This is a genomic window from Phenylobacterium soli, from assembly GCF_003254475.1.
Lineage (GTDB): Bacteria > Pseudomonadota > Alphaproteobacteria > Caulobacterales > Caulobacteraceae > Phenylobacterium > Phenylobacterium soli.
Window position 1 is genome coordinate 2,473,890 of sequence record NZ_QFYQ01000001.1, and the last position, 17,723, is coordinate 2,491,612.

Here is a 17,723-nt window from a genome sequence, read left to right on the forward strand (position 1 = left end):
CCTGAGGGAGTACGTCATGACCCGCATCGCGTTCATCGGCCTGGGCAACATGGGCGGCGGGATGGCCGCCAACCAGGCGAAGGCGGGGCGCGAGGTCATGGCGTTCGACCTCTCGGCGGCGGCCCTCGACAAGGCCAAGGCTGCCGGCTGCGCGCCGGCGGCCTCGGTCGCCGAGGCTGTGAAAGGCGCCGACGCCGTCATCACCATGCTCCCGGCCGGGCCGCACGTGCGCCAGGTCTATGCCGAGCAGGTGCTGCCCCACGCGCCCAAGTCGGCGCTGCTGATCGACTGCTCGACCATCGACGTGGAGAGCGCCCGCGCGGTGGCCGCCCAAGCCAAGGCGGCGGGCTTCCGCTTCGCCGACGCGCCGGTCTCCGGCGGCACCGCCGCGGCCGAGGCCGGCACGCTCGCCTTCATGGTCGGCTGCGACGAGCCGGATTTCCCGGCCATCGAGGACATCATCAGCCCGATGAGCCGGGTCACCTTCCGCGCCGGCGACCACGGGGCGGGGCAGGCGGCGAAGATCTGCAACAACATGGTCCTCGGCATCTCGATGATCGGCGTCTGCGAGGCCCTGGCCCTGGCCGAGAAGCTGGGCCTCGACCCGGTCAAGTTCCACGAGATCTCCTCGCAGTCCTCGGGCCAGTGCTGGAGCCTGACGAGCTACTGCCCCTGGCCGGGCCCGGTGCCCACCGCGCCGTCCAACCGCGACTACGAGGGCGGCTTCGCCACGGCGATGATGCTGAAGGACCTCAAGCTGGCCCAGGAGGCTGCGGCGAAAGCTGGCGCCGCCGCGCCGTTGGGGGCCCAGGCCGAGGGCCTATATGCGGTGTTCGACCGACTCGGATTCGGCAGCCGGGATTTCTCGGCCATCCTCAAGTTGTTCAGGGGTGATCTTTCGTAGCCAGGTTGCGGCGTTTCGGCGGAGTTCCCGAGTGGAAAGCCGGATTTGAGATATATCAACCTTTCGCGACGGACCGTCCGGTAGACATTGTAAACGCCTGGTGCGAAAAGCCGGGCACATCCAAGGGGGTTGCTCCAAGGCGCGAGACGTCGAACGCCTGGGGTGACGGTATATGGCGATGGATTATCGTTCCGCGTTCCGTGACGCACTGGAGAAGATCCGGGCGGAGGGCCGTTACCGGGTTTTCGCGGACCTGAAGCGACACCGAGGCGAGTTCCCGCGCGCCACCTGGACCCTGCCCGACGGAACCCAGAAGGACGTCGTCGTCTGGTGCTCCAACGACTACCTCGGCCAGGGCCAGAACCCCGTCGTGCTGGACGCCATGCACCAGGCGATCGAGGAAGCGGGCGCCGGCTCCGGCGGCACGCGCAACATCTCCGGCACCACCCACTACCACGTCGAGCTGGAGCGTGAGCTCGCCGACCTTCACCAGAAGGAAGCGGCGCTGCTGTTCACCTCGGGCTACGTCTCCAACGAGGCGACGCTCTCGACGCTGTCCAAGATCCTGCCGGGCGTGATCATCTTTTCCGACGCCCTCAACCACAATTCGATGATCTCGGGCATCCGCGGCGCCCGCTGCGAGCGCCACGTGTTCCGCCACAACGACCTCGAGCACCTCGAGGAGCTGCTGGCCGCGGCCCCGGCCGACGCGCCCAAGGTTGTCGCCTTCGAGAGCGTCTACTCCATGGACGGCGACATCGCCGACATGAGGGGCACCGTCGCGCTCGCCAAGAAGTACGGCGCCATGACCTACCTCGACGAGGTGCACGCGGTCGGCATGTACGGCCCGCGCGGCGCCGGCGTCGCCGAGCGTGACGGCGTCATGGGCGAGATCGACATCGTCGAAGGCACCCTGGGCAAGGCCTTCGGGGTCATGGGCGGCTACATCGCCGCCGACGCGGTGATCTGCGACGCCATCCGCTCCTACGCCGACGGCTTCATCTTCACGACCTCGATCCCGCCGGCGCTGGCCGCCGGGGCGGCGGCCTCGATCCGCTGGCTCAAGGAGCACAACGAGGTCCGCGAGGCCCATCAGGAGCGCGCAGCGACCCTGAAGGCCAAGCTCGCCAAGGCTGGCCTGCCGGTGATGCCCTCGGTCAGCCACATCGTGCCGGTGCTGGTGGGCGACCCCGTCCACTGCAAGATGGTCTCCGACATCCTGCTCAAGGATCACGGGATCTATGTGCAGCCGATCAACTATCCGACCGTGCCGCGCGGCACCGAGCGTCTGCGCTTCACGCCGTCGCCGGCGCACACCGATGCGATGATGGACGAGCTGACAGCGGCGCTCGAGAAGCTCTGGGTCCGCTGCAACATCAAGCGCGTGGGCGGCGTCGCCGCCTAGGAGCGCCGCGCCTCAATAGAGGTCGACCACCTCGGCTTCCGCGGCCCAGCCGCCGCGGAGCTGCGTCAGCTCCACGATCTCGACGTCATAGGCATAGCCGTGGCTCTCGATGAGCAGCAGGTCGCCGAGCCGCGGGGTCACGGCGGCGCGCGACCAGATCGTCACCCGGCCCTTGTCGATCTCGTCGTCGAGGATCTCGTAGCCGCTGGCGCTGAACGCCTTCAGGTGGGCTGTGGCCATGGCTATTTCCGCCGCCGCACGCCGCGGCCGAGGCCGATCTGCTTGGCGAAGGCAGAGCGCCGCGCGGCGTAGGCCGGCGCGACCATCGGATAGTCGGGCTGCAGGCCCCAGCGGCGGCGGTACTCGTCGGGGCTCATGTTGTAGCGCGAGCGAAGGTAGCGCTTGAGCATCTTCAGCTTTTTGCCGTCCTCGAGACAGACGATGTAGTCGTGCTGCACCGACTTGCCGACCGGCACAGCGGGCTTCGGCCGCTCGTCCATCGGCGCGGGCGCCCCGCGGGTGATGCTTTCCAGGGTCTGGTGCACGGTGCGGATGATGTCCGGCACGGCGTCGGCGGCGACGACGTTGCGGCTCACATAGGCCGCGACGATTTCAGCCCCCAGACGCAACAACTCCTCGCCCGAATGGCCTTCGGGTTCGGGTCCTACGCTCATCTTGTCCCCCTGCTTTCTCTGCACACCACGCCGGGGGCGTGCGACGTCGCGTGCACTCCCGGCTAGCGGGTAACGCAGGAAAACATGGTTCGTTCCCTCGAAGTTGGAACCCGCGGCGGATGGGGGTAAAGAGCGCTCTCCGCCGCCCCCCGAGACTCACGAGGTCCGCCTTGACCGCGCACGCCCAGACCGATTCCCAGACCGACGCCTTCTTCGCCCAGGGCGTCGACGCCACCGACCCGGACCTCGCCAAGGTCCTCGGCCGCGAGCTGAAGCGCCAGCAGGACCAGATCGAGCTGATCGCCTCGGAGAACATCGTCTCCAAGGCGGTGCTGGAGGCCCAGGGCAGCGTCCTCACCAACAAGTACGCCGAGGGCTATCCGGGCAAGCGCTACTACGGCGGCTGCGAGGTGGTCGACGAGGCCGAGGAACTGGCCCGCGAGCGCGCCAAGCGGCTGTTCGGCTGCGAGTTCGTCAACGTCCAGCCGCATTCCGGCAGCCAGGCGAACCAGGCGGTGTTCATGTCGACCATGACGCCGGGCGACACCTTCATGGGCATGGACCTGGCGGCCGGCGGCCACCTGACCCACGGCAAGAACGTCAACCAGTCGGGCAAGTGGTTCCGCCCGGTGCACTACGGCGTCCGCGCCCAGGACCATCTGATCGACTACGACCAGGCGGAGGAAGTGGCCCTCGCCGAAAAGCCCAAGGTGATCATCGCCGGCGGCTCGGCCTATTCGCGGCAGATCGACTTTGCCCGCTTCCGCCAGATCGCCGACAAGGTCGATGCGATCCTGATGTGCGACATCGCCCACTACGCAGGCCTGGTGGCGGCCGGGGTCTATCCCAACCCGTTCCCGCACGCCCACATCGTGACCACCACCACCCACAAGACCCTGCGCGGTCCGCGCGGCGGCATGGTCATGACCAACGACAAGAAGCTCGCCAAGAAGATCGACAGCGCGGTCTTCCCGGGCCTGCAGGGCGGTCCGCTGATGCACGTCATCGCCGCCAAGGCGGTGGCCTTCGGCGAGGCGCTGAAGCCGGAGTTCAAGCTCTACGCCCGTCAGGTGATCGACAACGCCCGCGCCCTGGCCGACAGCCTGCAGAGCGCCGGCTTCAAGATCGTCTCCAATGGCACCGACAGCCACCTGATGCTCGTCGACCTGACGCCCAAGGGCGTGACGGGCGCCGACGCCGAGGAGGCGCTGGAGCGGGCCGGCATCACCACCAACAAGAACGGCATCCCCTTCGACCCGCTGCCCCCGATGCAGACCTCGGGCCTGCGCGTCGGCTCGCCGGCCGGCACCACCCGCGGCTTCGGCCCGGGCGAGTTCCGCCAGATCGGCCAGTGGATCGGCGAGGTCCTCGACGGTCTGAAGACCGGCGGCGACAACACCGCCGTCGAGCAGAAGGTGCGGGCCGAGGTGCTGCAGCTGACGAAGCGCTTTCCCATCTACTAGTAATCGCGTTTAGTGGCCGCGAAGGGGGCTAGATCATGCGTTGCCCGTTCTGCGGCCATGCCGAAAGCCAGGTGAAGGACAGCCGACCGTCAGAAGACGGCGCGGCGATCCGCCGTCGCCGCCTCTGCCCGGAGTGCGGCGGCCGCTTCACCACCTTCGAGCGCGTGCAACTGCGCGAGCTGACCATCGTCAAGCGCTCGGGCCGGCGCACGCCCTTCGACCGCGACAAGCTCGCCCGCTCCGTGGCCATCGCCACCCGCAAGCGGCCGGTGGACCCCGAGCGCGTCGAGCGGATGATCTCGGCCATCACCCGCCAACTCGAGAGCATGGGCGAGACCGAGCTGCCGTCCTCGGCGATCGGCGAGCTCGTCATGAAGCACCTCAAGCAGCTCGATGACGTGGCCTACGTGCGCTACGCCTCGGTCTACCGCGACTTCCGCGAGACCCAGGACTTCGCGAAGTTCCTCGGCGAGGAGGGCCTGGCGGAGGCGGTGGAAGACGAGCGCTGAGCCATGGCGCAGGTCACCCTCAAGCTCGCCACGTCCCTCGACGGCCGCATCGCCACCGGCGCGGGCGAGAGCCGCTGGATTACCGGCGAGGCGGCGCGCGAGGAGGCGCATCGGCTGCGCGCGGCCCACGACGCGGTGCTGGTGGGCGTCGAGACGGCCCTGGCCGATGATCCGGAGCTCACCGTCCGACTGCCGGGCTACAACGGCCGCCAGCCGGCCCGCGTGGTGCTGGACAGCCGCCAGCGCCTTCGCTCCGACTGCAGGCTGGTCGCCACCGCGCGCGAGGTCCCGACCTTCGTCGTCTCGACGACCCCGCCCGCGCCGCACCTGACCGAGGCGGGCGTGCGCGTGATCCAGGTCCGCGCCGTGGGCGAGGACCGGCCGGAGCTGAAGACGGTGGTCCAGGCGCTTGAAGCGGAAGGCCTTTCGCGCCTCTTCGTCGAGGGCGGCGGCCAGGTGGCGGCGAGCTTCCTGCGCTGCGGCTTGGTGGATGCGCTGGAGTGGTTCCGCGCCCCCATCGTCATCGGCGGCGAGGGCCGGCCGGGCGTCGGCGCCCTGGCTGTTGCAGCGCTCGCCGAGGCGCCCCATTTCCGGCGGGTGGAGGCGCGCGAGCTCGGCGCCGACCTCTGGGAACGTTACGAGAGGACCTAGATGTTCACCGGCATCGTCACCGACGTGGGGCGCGTGCGCGCCGTGCGCGACACCAACCGCGACCGCCGGTTCGAGATCGAGACCGCCTTCGACCTCTCCACCGTCGACATCGGCGCCTCCATCGCCCACGCCGGCTGCTGCCTGACCGTGGTCGAGAAGGGCGAGGGCTGGTTCGCCGTCGAGGTCTCCGGCGAGACGCTCGAGAAGACCACGCTGGACGACTGGTCCGTTGGGCGCCCGGTAAACCTGGAGCGGGCGGCCAAGGTCGGCGACGAGCTCGGCGGCCACATCGTCTCCGGCCACGTGGACGGGGTCGGCGAGGTGATCTCCGTCGAGGAGGAGGGCGGCTCCCACCGGGTGCGCATCCGCGTGCCGCGCCCGCTGCACCGCTTCATCGCGCCCAAGGGCTCGATCACCGTCGAGGGCGTGTCGCTGACCGTCAACGAGGTCGAGGACGACGTCTTCGGCGTCAACCTCATCCCGCACACCTGGGAGGTCACCACGCTCGGAACGCTGAAGCCGGGCGCGCGGGTGAACCTGGAGATCGACATGCTGGCGCGCTATCTCGCGCGCTGGCGCGAAACGGCCTAAAGCGTCGGCCGACATGACCGGAGCCGACATGAGCGACGACAAGATCCGCATCCTGATCGTGGAAGCGCGCTTCTACGACCACCTGGCCGACGCCCTTCTGGAAGGCGCCAAAGGGGTGCTGGACGCCTTCGGGGCGGAATACGACGTGGTGACCGTGCCCGGCGCCCTGGAGATCCCGGGCGCTATCGCCTTCGCCGAGGAGGGCGGCCATCGCCCGGCGGGCGCTGCGGCCTATGACGGCTATGTGGCCCTCGGCACGGTGATCCGCGGCGAGACCTACCACTTCGAGATCGTCTCCAACGAGAGCGCCCGCGGCATCATGGACCTGACGGTCCACAAGCGCGCCTGCATCGGCAACGGCGTCCTGACCGTCGAGGACGAGGCCCAGGCGCTCGCCCGCGCCCGGCCGGAAGAGGGCGACAAGGGCGGCGGCGCCGCCCGCGCGGCCCTGACCATGATCGCCCTGAAGCGCCAGCTGCTCGGCCAGGCGCGATGAGCCCCCTCGCTCCCAAACAGGCGCGCTCGGTCGCCCGCCTCGCCGCCGTCCAGGCGCTCTACCAGATGGAAGTCTCCGGCGCCGGCGCCGAGGCGGTGATCCGCGAGTTCAGCGAGCACCGCTTCGACCGCGACGTGCCGGCCGAGAGCGACGAGGACGCGCGCACCCTGGCGGCCGCCGACGAGGCCTTCTTCGCCGATCTGGTGCGCGGCGTGGTCGGCCACCAGCGCGAGATCGACTCCGCCATCGCCCGGCGCCTCGCCACCGGCTGGAAGCTGGAGCGGATCGACGCGACGGTCCGCGCCATGCTGCGCGCCGGCGCCTATGAGCTCACCCACCGGCCCGACGTCCCCACCGAGGTGGCGATCGACGAGTATGTGGAGCTCGCCAAATCCTTCTTCGAAGGCCCGGAGCCGGGGTTCGTGAACGGCGCCCTGGATGCGGTGGCCCAGGATGTCCGAAAGGGATGAGTTCGACGAGATTGCGCGCCTCTTCCGCCCGCTGACCCGCGGCGCGCCGGGCGCGTTCGATCTCCTGGACGACGCCGCGGTGCTCCCCTCGCGGCCGGGCTACGACCTGGTCGTGACCAAGGACGCGGTCGTCGAGGGCGTCCACTTTCCCGAGGGCGAGGCGCCCGACATGGTCGCCCGCAAGGCGCTGCGGGTGAATCTCTCGGACCTCGCGGCCAAGGGCGCCGAGCCCTTCGCCTGTTTCATGGCGCTCGCCTGGCCGCGGCGCTACGAGGCCCGCGACCGCGAGCGCTTCGCCCTCGGCCTCGCCGCGGACCTGGAGACCTACGGCCTCAGCCTGATGGGCGGCGACACCGTGGTCGCGCCCGGGCCGCTGTGGGTCTCGATCACCGCCATGGGCTGGGTCCCCGAGGGCCGGATGATCCGCCGCGGCGGCGCGCGGGCCGGCGACCTCGTCCTGGTCAGCGGCTCCATCGGCGATGCGACCCTCGGGCTCGCCGCCGTGAAGGGCGAGATCAAGGATCCGCGGGGCCGGCTGATCTTCCGTTACCGGCTGCCCGACCCGCGGGTGGACCTGCGCGACGAGCTTCGCCGCATCGCCACCGCCGCGGCCGACGTCTCCGACGGCCTGGTGGCCGACGCCGGTCACATCGCCGAGGCGAGCGGCTTGCGCCTGGAGCTCGATCTCGACGCCCTGCCGCTCTCCGGTCCGGCCGCCAGCTGGCTGGAGCGTCAGGCCGATCCCAAGGCCGGGCTCCTGCGGCTCGCCACCGGCGGCGACGACTACGAGATCGTCTGCGCCGTTCCGCCGGGGACGCAGCGGCCGGCCGGCTTCACCGTCGTCGGGCGGCTGGTGGAAGGCGAGGGGATTGCGGTGCGGATCGGCGGCCAGGCGGTCGACGCCGGTCCCGGCGGCTTCCGCCATCTCTGAAGCGCCATTCTGAGACCGTCGGGCGGAACCGGGCCCGACCCGAGGGGTTCCGCCAACTCGCCCTCGGAGCCCTGCCATGTCGCCGCCGGTCCGGCTGCTCTCGCTCGCCACCGCCTCGCCGCCGCATGAGCTGCCGCAGGATACCGTGACCGAGGCCGCCCGCGCGGTATTCGGGCCGCGCATGCCGATCTTCGAGCGCCTGGCTCCTGTGTTCGCCAACGCCGGAATCCGCACCCGCCAGTCGGTCATGCCCATGGACTGGTACCTCCAGCCGCGCGGCTGGCCCGAACGCACCGAAGCCTATCTGGCAGGCGGCGTCGCCCTGTTCGCCGAGGCGGCCGAGGCGGCGCTGGCGGAAGCGGGGCTCAGGGGGGCGGACGTGGACGCCATCGTCACCGTCTCCTCCACCGGCATCGCCACGCCGAGCCTCGAGGCGCGCGCCATGGACCGCATGGGCTTTCGCAGCGACGCCATGCGCGTGCCGGTCTTCGGCCTCGGCTGTGCGGGCGGAGCCACCGGTCTGTCGCTGGCCGCCAGGCTGGCCGCCGCCCAGCCCGGCGCCGTCGTGCTTTTCGTGACGCTCGAGCTCTGCACGCTCGCCTTTCGCCTCGACGGGCTCGACAAGGCCGACATCGTCGCCACCGCCCTGTTCGGCGACGGCGCGGCGGCCTGCGTCCTGCGGGCCGGGGAGGACGGGTTCGCCGAGGTCGCCGGCCAGGCCGAGCACACCTGGCCCGACACCCTCGACATCATGGGCTGGCGCGTCGATCCGCAAGGGCTCGGCGTCATCTTCGCCCAGGCCATTCCGCCGTTCGCGCGGCGCGAGCTTCGGCCGGCGATGGACGCCATGCTGGCCGCTCAGGACCTCGCCGTCGCCGACGTCGACCGCTTCGTCTGCCATCCTGGCGGGGTGAAGGTGATCGAGGCGCTGGAGGCCTCGCTGGACCTCGGGCAGGGGGCGCTCGACGCGGAGCGCGAGGTGCTGGCCGACCACGGCAACATGTCCGCGCCCACCGTGCTCTTCGTCCTCGACCGGGCGCGCCGCCGCGGCCTGCCGCGCCGCTCGGTGCTCACGGCCCTCGGACCGGGCTTCACCGCCAGCACGGTGACGCTCCTGGCCGCATGACGCTCTCGATCGTCATCCTCGCCCTTGTGACGCTGCAGCGCCTGGGCGAACTCGTGCTCGCCCGGCGCAACACTCGCCGGCTCCTGGCGAGGGGCGCCGTCGAGGTCGCGCCCGAGCACTATCCCGTGCTCGTCGGCCTGCATTTCGCCTGGCTGGCGGGGCTCTGGTGGTGGGGATGGGACCGGCCGGCGGATCTGCGCTGGCTCGCCGTCTATCTGGTCCTGCAGGCCTTGCGGGTCTGGACCCTCGTGAGCCTCGGCGAGCGCTGGACGACGCGGATCATCGTCCTGCCGGGCGCGCCGCTGGTCCGGCGCGGCCCTTACAGGATCCTGCCGCACCCGAATTACGCCGTGGTGGTCGGCGAGATCGCCGTCCTGCCGCTGGTCTTCGACCTGCCCGTCTATGCGGCGGTGTTCTCCGCCCTCAACGCCTCGATCCTGTGGGTGCGGATCCGGGCCGAGGGACGGGCGCTGAAGCGCGCGTCGGCGGCGGCCTAGCCCATCAGGTCGAAGCGCACCTGCGAGCGGCCGAAATCGAGCGCCACGGCGTCGAACTGGGTCAAGAGGTCCATGCCGAGCACGATGGCCGGCTGGTCCTTCAGGCCCCAGATGTCGAACACATGGGCGTCGGCATAGACCACCGGCACGTTGCCGAGCTCCAGCCCGCCGAGCCGTAGGAACGGAAGGTAGAACATCTCGCCGGTGAATTTCTCGCCGGCGATGGTCTCCATGCCGACTTCCTCGTGCTTGCCGTGGAACGGCTGGTGCGCCTCGAGCCGCGTCACCAGGGTGTGCAGCGCGGTGTTGCACATGGTGGCCTGCGAGCCGGAGTCGATCATGGCGCTGATCTTGTGGCCGCTGAGGTCGGCGTCGACGATGGTCAACTGGCCGAGCCGTCGCTTGGCCGGCACGACGATGCGGTTGCCGTAAGAGTTCTCCGGCCGCGAGGCGGTGATCTCGATGCTCTTCTTGCGGAAGTCGAGGACCAGCCGCTGGCCCTTCAGCCAGTCGATGCCGAGCACCCCGTCGACCTCGCCGCCAAAGGTCGGCAACGAAGGCGCGCGCACCCGGCGCTGGTGGCGGTCGCCGACCTTCAGGGTGTCGATCATCACCGCCGGTCGGGTCTTCACCCCCACGACCGTGTGGACCGGCGCCGGCGTGGTCGGCTGCAGCTCCAGCCTCTCGGCCAGGGCGTGCGAGACGCAGCTGACGTTGGCGCCGGTGTCGAGGATGAAGTTGAAGGGGCCCTTGCCGTTGATGTCCACCGGAGCCATCAGGTGCTCGAACTTGTCCCGCTGGGAGGCGAGCTTGGTCGGGGGCTCGTCGGGAGCCGGCGCCTCGGCGGCGGCGGCGGGGGCGGGGGCGGGCGTCGAGACCCCCGCCGGTTCGGCGATCTGCTGGGCCAGGGCGCGCCCGGCGGTCGAAACGGCGGCGGCGCCCGCCAGCAGGCTGAACGCCGCATTGCGACGAGTGAGCGACATCCCGCGATCCTCCCTGGATCTACTTTGAAGTGAGGATACCACCGTTCGGTCACGCCCGCACGGCCCAGCCGCGCCTCAACCTTGCGGAAACCCGCGACCCTCATCCTTCGCCCATGTTCCGCCGCGCCCTCATCGCCGTCGCCGCCCTCGGGCTCGCCACCGCCTCGCCGGCGCACGCCGAGGGGCCCAAGCCGGTCGGCCAGTACGTCGACCTGCAGCCGGTCGGCCTGCCCGTCGTGGTGAAGGGCCAGCTCGTCAACTACGTCTTCGTCTATGTGCGGGTGAACCTGACGGCCTCGGCCGATGTCTCCCAGGTGCGTACCAAGGAGCCGTTCTTCCGCGACGCCCTGGTCCGCCTGGCCCACCGCACGCCCTTCACCCGGCCGGACGATTACAACCGCATCGACGAGCGCCGCGTCGCCGCCGCCATGACCCAGGCCGCCGCGGCCATCACCGGCCCGGGAATCGTCGCCTCGGCGGCGGTCACCTCCCAGGCGCCGCAGCACCGGATTCCGAACCCCAAAAGCTGAAAACCCCAGCTGCCACGCAAGCTTCCTGAGCGGCAGGTTGCGTGGGCGGGCCATCTTTGGCACTTTCGCGCCGCCTAATCTGGGGGGCGCGATGTAACGCGTCTCCTTTTCATTCGAGGAAACCAAGGGCTGGGTTCGAATCGGGGGGCCGCAGATCGACCGCGGCGGGCCGGTTAACCTTGCGCGCAATCGGAGAGGGGTGCGCACGATATGAGTTTGACGCTTACGCTGGTGATCGCAGCCGGCCTGCTTGCGGTGCTTTACGGCGCCGTGCAGGCCAGCGCGCTGCTGCGGGCTTCGCCCGGCAACGCGCGGATGCAGGAGATCGCCGCCGCGATTCAGGAGGGCGCCAGCGCCTACCTGCGCCGCCAATACACCACCATCGCCATCGTCGGCGTCGTGGTCCTGATCATCGCCGGCGTGCTCATCGGCCCGCTGGCCGCCGTCGGCTTCCTGATCGGCGCCGTCCTCTCGGGCGCGGCGGGCTACGCCGGCATGCTGATCTCGGTCCGCGCCAACGTGCGCACCGCCCAGGCGGCGTCGGAAGGCCTCGAGAAGGGCCTGTCCATGGCGTTCCGCTCGGGCGCGGTCACCGGCATGCTGGTGGCGGGCTTCGCGCTGCTGGGCGTGTCGGTCTACTACTACGTCCTGACCGGCCCGCTCGGCCTGGAGGCGACCAGCCGTGAGGTGGTCGACAGCCTCGTGGCCCTCGGCTTCGGCGCCTCGCTGATCTCCATCTTCGCCCGTCTGGGCGGCGGCATCTTCACCAAGGGCGCCGACGTCGGCGGCGACATGGTGGGCAAGGTCGAGGCCGGCATCCCGGAAGACGACCCCCGCAACGCCGCGACCATCGCCGACAACGTGGGCGACAACGTCGGCGACTGCGCCGGCATGGCCGCCGACCTGTTCGAGACCTATGCGGTGACCACGGTCGCCACCATGGTCCTGGCGGCGATCTTCTTCCGCGGCGACGCGGCGGTCGGCAACATGATGCTGCTGCCGCTGGCGATCTGCGGCGTCTGCATCGTCACCTCGATCATCGGCACCTTCTTCGTGCGCCTGGGCAAGAGCCGCAACATCATGGGCGCGCTCTACCAGGGCCTGATCGTCACCGGCGTCCTGTCGCTCGGCGCGATCTGGTGGGTCACCAACAAGCTGGTGCCCGGCGCGGTCACCGTGAACGACGTCACCTACACCGGCATGAGCCTGTTCTGGTGCGGCGTGGTCGGCCTGGCCGTCACCGCCGCCATCGTGGTGATCACCGAGTTCTACACCGGCACCGGCTTCCGCCCGGTGAAGTCGGTGGCCAAGGCCTCGGTCTCCGGCCATGGCACCAACGTGATCCAGGGGCTCGCCATGTCCCTGGAATCCACCGCCCTGCCGGCCCTGACGATCATCGTCGGCATCATCGTCACCTATAACCTCGCCGGCCTGTTCGGCATCGCCATCGCCACCACCGCCATGCTGTCGCTGGCGGGCGTGATCGTGGCGCTCGACGCCTTCGGTCCGGTGACCGACAACGCCGGCGGCATCGCCGAGATGGCGGGCCTTCCCTCGGAAGTCCGCGTCTCCACCGACGCCCTGGACGCGGTCGGCAACACCACCAAGGCGGTGACCAAGGGCTATGCGATCGGTTCGGCGGGCCTCGGCGCGCTGGTGCTGTTCGCCGCCTACACCTCGGACCTGAAGTACTTCGCCCAGAACGCGGCCCCCGGCTCGTTCTTCGAAGGCCTCGGCCCGGTGCCGTTCGACCTGTCGAACCCCTATGTGGTGGTCGGCCTGCTGTTCGGCGGCCTGCTGCCGTTCCTGTTCGGCGGCATGTCGATGACCGCCGTGGGCCGCGCCGCCGAGTCGGTGGTCGCGGAGGTGCGTCGCCAGTTCAAGGAGAACCCCGGCATCATGACCGGGGAGGTGAAGCCGGAATACGGCCGCGCCGTGGACATCCTGACCCGCGCCGCGATCCGCGAGATGATCGTCCCGAGCCTCCTGCCGGTGGCTTCGCCGATCGTCCTGTTCTTCGTGATCAAGGCCATCGCCGGCAAGGTCGACGCCTTCGCCGCCCTCGGCGCCATGCTGATGGGCGTGATCGTCACCGGCCTGTTCGTCGCCATCTCGATGACCTCGGGCGGCGGCGCGTGGGATAACGCCAAGAAGCTGATCGAAGAGGGTCACTACGGCGGCAAGGGCTCCGACGCCCACAAGGCCGCCGTCACCGGCGACACCGTCGGCGATCCCTACAAGGACACGGCGGGCCCCGCCGTGAACCCGATGATCAAGATCACCAACATCGTGGCCCTGCTGCTCCTGGCGGTCCTGGCCCGCGGGATGATCGGCTGATCTCGATCCTGAGCTGAAAAGCCGAACGCCCCGGAGAGCGATCTCCGGGGCGTTTTCTTTTGTCCACGAACCCCACGGCCGGGTGCGAGCCGGGCGGATCGCGGCCCGCCTCGGGTGCGCAGGGCTTTCCCGAGCGGCCCTGTTCACAGGGTTCGCGGCCAAAAGAAAAGGGCGGCCCGAGAGCCGCCCCATCCATTCGAATTCTGGCTGCGGACTAGCGCCGGTCGCCCGGGCGGTTGCCGGGAACCCCTTCTTCCTCGTCGCGCGGCAGCATGGTGCCGTGGCCGACGGCGCCGAGCATCTGCTCGATGATGGTCATCTCGCGGCCGCGGGTCGGGGTCTCGCGGGTGTTGTAGGCGATCACCTTGCCGTCCTTCAGGGTGTAGCTGCGCACGTCGGTGACCTGCTCGCTGTCCTTGTCGAAGGCGATGGCGGTGACGTTGCGGGCCACGACCTTGGGCCGGCGGAACGCCACGCGCTCCTTCACCTGGTTCATGTAGAACCAGACGTTGGGGTCGAAGGTGGAGGTCGCCGAGGGCGAGCCCAGCTTGCCGCGCACCGTGGACTTGGTGTCGACGCCGACCTTCACGTCCTTGGGGTCGGATTCGATGGCCTGGAAGCCGGAGTAGGAGCTGATCGGCGCGCAGGCGGCGGTGGCCAGGAGGCCAGCGGCGACGGCGGCGAAGGCGGCGCGACGAAACATCTGCAAAGCGGGAGCCTGTTCTAGCGGCAAGAGGCTTTGACCTATCCTTCGCCGCCCCTTAGTTCAATGCCGCCTTTAGTCCCGCCGTCGGGCGAAATCGAGGCGACACCATGCTGCTCGACCGTCTGTTCCGCCCAAGGCCCGCCAAACTGACCGGGCGCGCGCTCTATTCGAAGGTGGTGGACCAGTCCCGCCGGCCGGCGATCTACCGCGACCTCGGCGCCCCTGACACCGTCGAAGGCCGCTTCGAGATCTACACCCTGCACACCATGGTCGTGATCGAGCGGCTGCGCGCGGGCGGCCGCCAAGCGGGCGAGGTCTCCCAGGCCCTGTTCGACGCCTATCTCAAGCACCTCGACGACGCCCTGCGCGAGCTCGGCGTCGGCGACCTCTCGGTCGGCAAGAAGATGCGCAAGCTGGGCGAGGCCTTCTACGGCCGCGGCAAGTCCTATGACGCGGCCCTCGAGGCCCTGCCGGACAAGGCGCCGCTGGTGGCCCTCCTGGCCCGCACCGTCTACGAAGGCGCCGACCCCGCCCAGGCCCCGGCGCTCGCCGACTACCTGCTCGCCCAGCGCGCCGCCCTGGCGGCCGAGCCCATCGAACGCCTGCTGGCCGGCGAGATCGACTGGAGCGCCGCATGAGCGAGGCCTGGACCACGCCGGTGCGCCTCTACGAGCTCGCCCGCGGGCCGGTGCGTGCGCGCCTGGAGCCGGACGAGGCCGAGCGCGCCGCCGTCGCCAAGACGCTGGGCCTCAAGCGGCTGCCGAAACTCGTCGCCGACGTCACCGTGCGTCCCTGGCTCGACGGCGCCGAGATCACCGGCCGCTTCGACGCGGTCGTGGAATACGTCTGCTCGGTCAGCCTGGAGCCCTTCGAAGCCCCCGTCAGCGGCGAGATCGCCGTCCAGGTGGTCCCGGCCGGCAGCGCGCTGGCCCAGCCGGAGGACGCCGCTGGCGAGGCCGAGCTGGACCCCGACGCCCCCGATCCGCCCGACGTCCTCGAGGGCGAGGCCATCGATCTGGCCGCCTATGTGGTCGAGCACCTGGCCCTGGAGCTCGATCCGTTCCCCCGCAAGCCGGGGGCGGAATTCGAGTTCACCCCGCCCGCGCCGGAGGAATCGCCGTTCGCGGTGCTGAAGAAGCTGAAGGACGACAAGAGCTGAGCGCCGCCTTGGGTTTGCATCGGTCCGCTCGCACGGCGTATCGTCGCGGCGATTCCGGGCCGCAGCCCAAGCGTGCGCTGCGGGAGCGGGGTCCGGTCCTCACCGGTCGGCGCCCGCTTCATTCTAGGACATCGGCCATCTCGCATGGCCGCGGGGACCAAAGGCCGACTTGACCCAATCACCCGTCATCTCGATCGACGCCATGGGCGGGGATCACGGACCGTCCGTGGTGGTTCCGGCCGTGGCCCGCGCCCTCGCCGAACTGCCCGACAACGTGTGCTTCCTGCTGCACGGCGACGAGGCGGTGCTGGCGCCCGAGATCGCGCAGCATCCGGCCGCCGCCGGCCGCGTCACCATCCGCCACGCCGAGCGCGTCATCGGTATGGACGAGAAGCCGGCCCAGGCCCTGCGGCGTGGCAAGGGCAGCTCCATGTGGAACGCCGTCGAGGCGGTCCGCGAAGGGGAGGCGTCCTGCGCCGTCTCGGCCGGCAACACCGGCGCCCTGATGGCCATCTCCCGGCTGATCCTGCGGATGATCGCCGACCTCGACCGGCCGGCCCTGGTCGCCCCGGTCCCGACGCCCCGCGGCGTCACCACCTTCCTGGACGTCGGCGCCAACATCGACTGCGACGCCGAGCGGCTGATCGAGTTCGCCATCATGGGCGAGGCCTATCACCGCGCCGCGCACGGCAAGGCCAAGCCCGCCATCGGCCTGCTCAACGTCGGCGCCGAGGAGATGAAGGGCCACGACGAGGTCCGCGAGGCCGACCGGATCCTGCGGGCCGGCGGATTCGACCTCAACTACAAGGGTTTCGTCGAGGGCGACGACGTCACCCGCGGCTCGGTGGACGTGATCGTCACCGACGGTTTCACGGGCAATGTGGCCCTGAAGGCGATGGAGGGCGTGGCGCGGTTCATCACCGGCGAGCTGCGTTCGGCCCTGACCAGCGGCGGCCTCGCCACCGCCGGCGCGCTCCTGGCGCGGGGCGCCCTGACCAAGTTCCGCGACCGCATGAACCCGCCACCGGCCGCGCCCTTCCTGGGGCTCAACGGCCTGGTGCTGAAAGTCCACGGCGGCGCCAACGCCCGCGACTTCGCCCAGGCGCTCAAGGTCGCAGCCGATCTCGCCCAAAGCGACTTCGCCGCCGAGATCGAACGCAATATGAGGAAGCTCCCCGCGGCGCTGGCCGAAGCCGCGCCGGAAGCGGGCGCCGGGATGTCCGGCGAAGCGGCGGATGTGGAGCGGACTAAGTGACGAGCGTGCTGCGTAGTGTCGTGACCGGCGTGGGCGGCTACCTGCCGGAGCGGGTGGTCACCAACGACGACCTGGCCAAGATCGTCGAGACCTCCGACGAGTGGATCCGCGAGCGCACCGGCATCCACGAGCGCCGCAAGGCCGCCGACGACCAGCCGGTCTCCGACCTCGCCGTGGCCGCCGCCCGCATCGCCCTGGAGGCGGCCGGCCGTACGCCGGCCGACGTCGACTGCATCGTCGTCGCCACGACCACCGGCGACCTGACCTTCCCGGCCACCGCCACCATCGTCCAGCGCAAGCTCGGCTGCCCGGTGGGCGTCGCCTTCGACGTCCAGGCGGTCTGCTCAGGGTTCGTCTACGCCCTCTCGGTGGCCGACGGCTTCGTCGCCCGCGGCCGCTCCAAGTGCTGCCTCGTCATCGGGGCCGAGGCCATGACCCGGCTGATGGACTGGACCGACCGCGGCACCTGCGTGCTGTTCGGCGACGGCGCCGGCGCGGTGGTGCTGGAGCCGGGCGAGGGGACCGGGGCCACTGCCGACCGCGGCCTGCTGGGCTTCGCCCTGCGCGCCGACGGGACCAAGCAGGACCTGCTGTTCGTCGATGGCGGCGTCTCCACGAACGGCCAGGTCGGCCATCTGCGCATGCAGGGCAACCAGGTGTTCCGCCACGCCGTGGTCAACATCTCCGAGGCCATCCACGCCGCGGCGGCCGACGCCGGCATCCCGGTGGAGAGCGTCGACTGGTTCATCCCGCACCAGGCCAATCAGCGCATCCTCGAGGGCGTCGCCAAGCGCGTCGGCATCGATGAGCGCAAGGTGATCTCGACGGTGGCCCGCCACGCCAACACCTCGGCGGCCTCGATCCCTCTGGCGCTCTATGAGGGTGTCAAGGATGGCCGTGTGAAACCGGGCGACCTACTGCTCCTCGAAGCAATGGGCGGCGGCCTCACCTGGGGCGCCTGCGTTATCCGGCTCTAGATTTCATCTGTTCCTGGCTTTTCAGTCGGGGCCTCAAATTACCCGCTTGAAGTCTTTGA

General features: G+C 70.2%; 21 protein-coding genes. 17 read left to right on the top strand and 4 right to left on the bottom strand.

The genetic code is table 11. The features are described from left to right. Position 1: 1 nt before the first annotated feature. Both mmsB and hemA read left to right on the top strand, forming a co-directional pair. Positions 2–904: a 3-hydroxyisobutyrate dehydrogenase gene (mmsB, locus tag DJ017_RS12265; protein ID WP_227000217.1), complete on the top strand. Its 903-nt coding sequence runs from the start codon at positions 2–4 to the stop codon at positions 902–904. A gap of 178 nt (positions 905–1,082) precedes the next feature. Beyond that, a complete protein-coding gene (gene hemA / locus DJ017_RS12270; RefSeq protein WP_111530081.1) occupies positions 1,083–2,309 on the top strand; it encodes a 5-aminolevulinate synthase in 1,227 nt (408 codons plus the stop codon). Between the two features lie 12 nt (positions 2,310–2,321). Here hemA and DJ017_RS12275 read toward each other — a convergent pair whose 3' ends face one another. Together DJ017_RS12275 and DJ017_RS12280 are read right to left on the bottom strand one after the other, a co-directional pair. Continuing rightward, a complete protein-coding gene (locus DJ017_RS12275; protein ID WP_111528986.1) occupies positions 2,322–2,549 on the bottom strand; it encodes a hypothetical protein in 228 nt (75 codons plus the stop codon). A 2-nt stretch (positions 2,550–2,551) separates the two neighbouring features. Beyond that, positions 2,552–2,983: a MucR family transcriptional regulator gene (locus DJ017_RS12280; RefSeq protein ID WP_111528987.1), complete on the bottom strand. Its 432-nt coding sequence runs from the start codon at positions 2,981–2,983 to the stop codon at positions 2,552–2,554. A gap of 170 nt (positions 2,984–3,153) precedes the next feature. Between DJ017_RS12280 and glyA the strand changes: the two genes are divergently transcribed. The 9 genes from glyA to DJ017_RS12325 all read left to right on the top strand — a co-directional run bounded on the left by glyA (position 3,154) and on the right by DJ017_RS12325 (position 9,717). After that, the gene (gene glyA / locus DJ017_RS12285; protein WP_227000125.1) at positions 3,154–4,446 is read left to right on the top strand and encodes a serine hydroxymethyltransferase; all 1,293 of its coding nucleotides are present in this window, start codon (positions 3,154–3,156) and stop codon (positions 4,444–4,446) included. Positions 4,447–4,481: 35 nt separating this feature from the next. Then, a complete protein-coding gene (gene nrdR / locus DJ017_RS12290) occupies positions 4,482–4,955 on the top strand; it encodes a transcriptional regulator NrdR (protein ID WP_111528989.1) in 474 nt (157 codons plus the stop codon). A gap of 3 nt (positions 4,956–4,958) precedes the next feature. Further along, positions 4,959–5,606 carry a RibD family protein gene (locus DJ017_RS12295; protein WP_111528990.1) on the top strand — a complete coding sequence of 216 codons (648 nt, stop codon included), beginning with the start codon at positions 4,959–4,961 and terminating at the stop codon, positions 5,604–5,606. Further along, entirely contained in the window at positions 5,607–6,197 is a 591-nt protein-coding gene (locus DJ017_RS12300; RefSeq protein WP_111528991.1) for a riboflavin synthase, read from the top strand. Positions 6,198–6,225: 28 nt separating this feature from the next. Continuing rightward, positions 6,226–6,693, top strand: a complete 468-nt coding sequence (gene ribH, locus DJ017_RS12305) for a 6,7-dimethyl-8-ribityllumazine synthase (RefSeq protein ID WP_111530082.1) — start codon at positions 6,226–6,228, stop codon at positions 6,691–6,693. Then, on the top strand, positions 6,690–7,163 hold the full coding sequence (gene nusB / locus DJ017_RS12310; protein WP_111528992.1) for a transcription antitermination factor NusB: 474 nt from the start codon (positions 6,690–6,692) through the stop codon (positions 7,161–7,163). The genes ribH and nusB overlap by 4 nt, the downstream gene beginning before the upstream one ends. Beyond that, positions 7,147–8,094 (top strand): thiamine-phosphate kinase, encoded by a 948-nt coding sequence (gene thiL / locus DJ017_RS12315; protein WP_264371495.1) that lies wholly within the window; start codon positions 7,147–7,149, stop codon positions 8,092–8,094. Before nusB ends, thiL begins: the two co-directional genes overlap by 17 nt. Before the next feature lie 76 nt (positions 8,095–8,170). Continuing rightward, positions 8,171–9,220 carry a type III polyketide synthase gene (locus DJ017_RS12320; RefSeq protein WP_111528994.1) on the top strand — a complete coding sequence of 350 codons (1,050 nt, stop codon included), beginning with the start codon at positions 8,171–8,173 and terminating at the stop codon, positions 9,218–9,220. Next, complete coding sequence (locus DJ017_RS12325; protein WP_111528995.1) at positions 9,217–9,717, top strand: isoprenylcysteine carboxyl methyltransferase family protein; 501 nt, start codon at positions 9,217–9,219, stop codon at positions 9,715–9,717. The genes DJ017_RS12320 and DJ017_RS12325 overlap by 4 nt, the downstream gene beginning before the upstream one ends. Here DJ017_RS12325 and DJ017_RS12330 read toward each other — a convergent pair. After that, on the bottom strand, positions 9,714–10,700 hold the full coding sequence (locus DJ017_RS12330) for a retroviral-like aspartic protease family protein (protein ID WP_111528996.1): 987 nt from the start codon (positions 10,698–10,700) through the stop codon (positions 9,714–9,716). The genes DJ017_RS12325 and DJ017_RS12330 overlap by 4 nt on opposite strands. 113 nt (positions 10,701–10,813) lie before the next feature. Here DJ017_RS12330 and DJ017_RS12335 point away from each other — a divergent pair, with 113 nt between their 5' ends. Continuing rightward, positions 10,814–11,230, top strand: coding sequence for a hypothetical protein (locus DJ017_RS12335; RefSeq protein ID WP_111528997.1), 417 nt, complete (start codon positions 10,814–10,816; stop codon positions 11,228–11,230). Between the two features lie 210 nt (positions 11,231–11,440). Next, on the top strand, positions 11,441–13,567 hold the full coding sequence (locus tag DJ017_RS12340; protein ID WP_111528998.1) for a sodium-translocating pyrophosphatase: 2,127 nt from the start codon (positions 11,441–11,443) through the stop codon (positions 13,565–13,567). Positions 13,568–13,781: 214 nt separating this feature from the next. Here DJ017_RS12340 and DJ017_RS12345 read toward each other — a convergent pair whose 3' ends face one another. Next, positions 13,782–14,270, bottom strand: a complete 489-nt coding sequence (locus DJ017_RS12345; protein WP_111528999.1) for an outer membrane protein assembly factor BamE — start codon at positions 14,268–14,270, stop codon at positions 13,782–13,784. Between the two features lie 110 nt (positions 14,271–14,380). Here DJ017_RS12345 and DJ017_RS12350 point away from each other — a divergent pair, with 110 nt between their 5' ends. From DJ017_RS12350 to DJ017_RS12365, 4 genes are all read left to right on the top strand, one after another. Then, complete coding sequence (locus tag DJ017_RS12350; protein WP_165830610.1) at positions 14,381–14,911, top strand: ubiquinol-cytochrome C chaperone family protein; 531 nt, start codon at positions 14,381–14,383, stop codon at positions 14,909–14,911. Continuing rightward, a complete protein-coding gene (locus tag DJ017_RS12355; protein ID WP_111529000.1) occupies positions 14,908–15,432 on the top strand; it encodes a YceD family protein in 525 nt (174 codons plus the stop codon). Before DJ017_RS12350 ends, DJ017_RS12355 begins: the two co-directional genes overlap by 4 nt. Positions 15,433–15,601: 169 nt before the next feature. Next, positions 15,602–16,687, top strand: coding sequence for a phosphate acyltransferase PlsX (gene plsX, locus DJ017_RS12360; protein ID WP_111529001.1), 1,086 nt, complete (start codon positions 15,602–15,604; stop codon positions 16,685–16,687). After that, on the top strand, positions 16,684–17,664 hold the full coding sequence (locus tag DJ017_RS12365) for a beta-ketoacyl-ACP synthase III (RefSeq protein ID WP_165830611.1): 981 nt from the start codon (positions 16,684–16,686) through the stop codon (positions 17,662–17,664). The genes plsX and DJ017_RS12365 overlap by 4 nt, the downstream gene beginning before the upstream one ends. Positions 17,665–17,723: the final 59 nt, after the last annotated feature.

Coding starts and splice junctions, on each gene's coding strand:
- ribH (WP_111530082.1), top strand. CDS start 6,226: ATGAGCGACGACAAGATCCGCATCCTGATCGTGGAAGCGCGCTTCTAC.
- DJ017_RS12335 (WP_111528997.1), top strand. CDS start 10,814: ATGTTCCGCCGCGCCCTCATCGCCGTCGCCGCCCTCGGGCTCGCCACC.
- DJ017_RS12320 (WP_111528994.1), top strand. CDS start 8,171: ATGTCGCCGCCGGTCCGGCTGCTCTCGCTCGCCACCGCCTCGCCGCCG.
- thiL (WP_264371495.1), top strand. CDS start 7,147: ATGTCCGAAAGGGATGAGTTCGACGAGATTGCGCGCCTCTTCCGCCCG.
- nrdR (WP_111528989.1), top strand. CDS start 4,482: ATGCGTTGCCCGTTCTGCGGCCATGCCGAAAGCCAGGTGAAGGACAGC.
- nusB (WP_111528992.1), top strand. CDS start 6,690: ATGAGCCCCCTCGCTCCCAAACAGGCGCGCTCGGTCGCCCGCCTCGCC.
- hemA (WP_111530081.1), top strand. CDS start 1,083: ATGGATTATCGTTCCGCGTTCCGTGACGCACTGGAGAAGATCCGGGCG.
- DJ017_RS12340 (WP_111528998.1), top strand. CDS start 11,441: ATGAGTTTGACGCTTACGCTGGTGATCGCAGCCGGCCTGCTTGCGGTG.
- DJ017_RS12280 (WP_111528987.1), bottom strand. CDS start 2,983: ATGAGCGTAGGACCCGAACCCGAAGGCCATTCGGGCGAGGAGTTGTTG.
- DJ017_RS12325 (WP_111528995.1), top strand. CDS start 9,217: ATGACGCTCTCGATCGTCATCCTCGCCCTTGTGACGCTGCAGCGCCTG.
- DJ017_RS12350 (WP_165830610.1), top strand. CDS start 14,381: ATGCTGCTCGACCGTCTGTTCCGCCCAAGGCCCGCCAAACTGACCGGG.
- DJ017_RS12355 (WP_111529000.1), top strand. CDS start 14,908: ATGAGCGAGGCCTGGACCACGCCGGTGCGCCTCTACGAGCTCGCCCGC.
- DJ017_RS12275 (WP_111528986.1), bottom strand. CDS start 2,549: ATGGCCACAGCCCACCTGAAGGCGTTCAGCGCCAGCGGCTACGAGATC.
- DJ017_RS12295 (WP_111528990.1), top strand. CDS start 4,959: ATGGCGCAGGTCACCCTCAAGCTCGCCACGTCCCTCGACGGCCGCATC.
- DJ017_RS12300 (WP_111528991.1), top strand. CDS start 5,607: ATGTTCACCGGCATCGTCACCGACGTGGGGCGCGTGCGCGCCGTGCGC.
- DJ017_RS12345 (WP_111528999.1), bottom strand. CDS start 14,270: ATGTTTCGTCGCGCCGCCTTCGCCGCCGTCGCCGCTGGCCTCCTGGCC.
- DJ017_RS12330 (WP_111528996.1), bottom strand. CDS start 10,700: ATGTCGCTCACTCGTCGCAATGCGGCGTTCAGCCTGCTGGCGGGCGCC.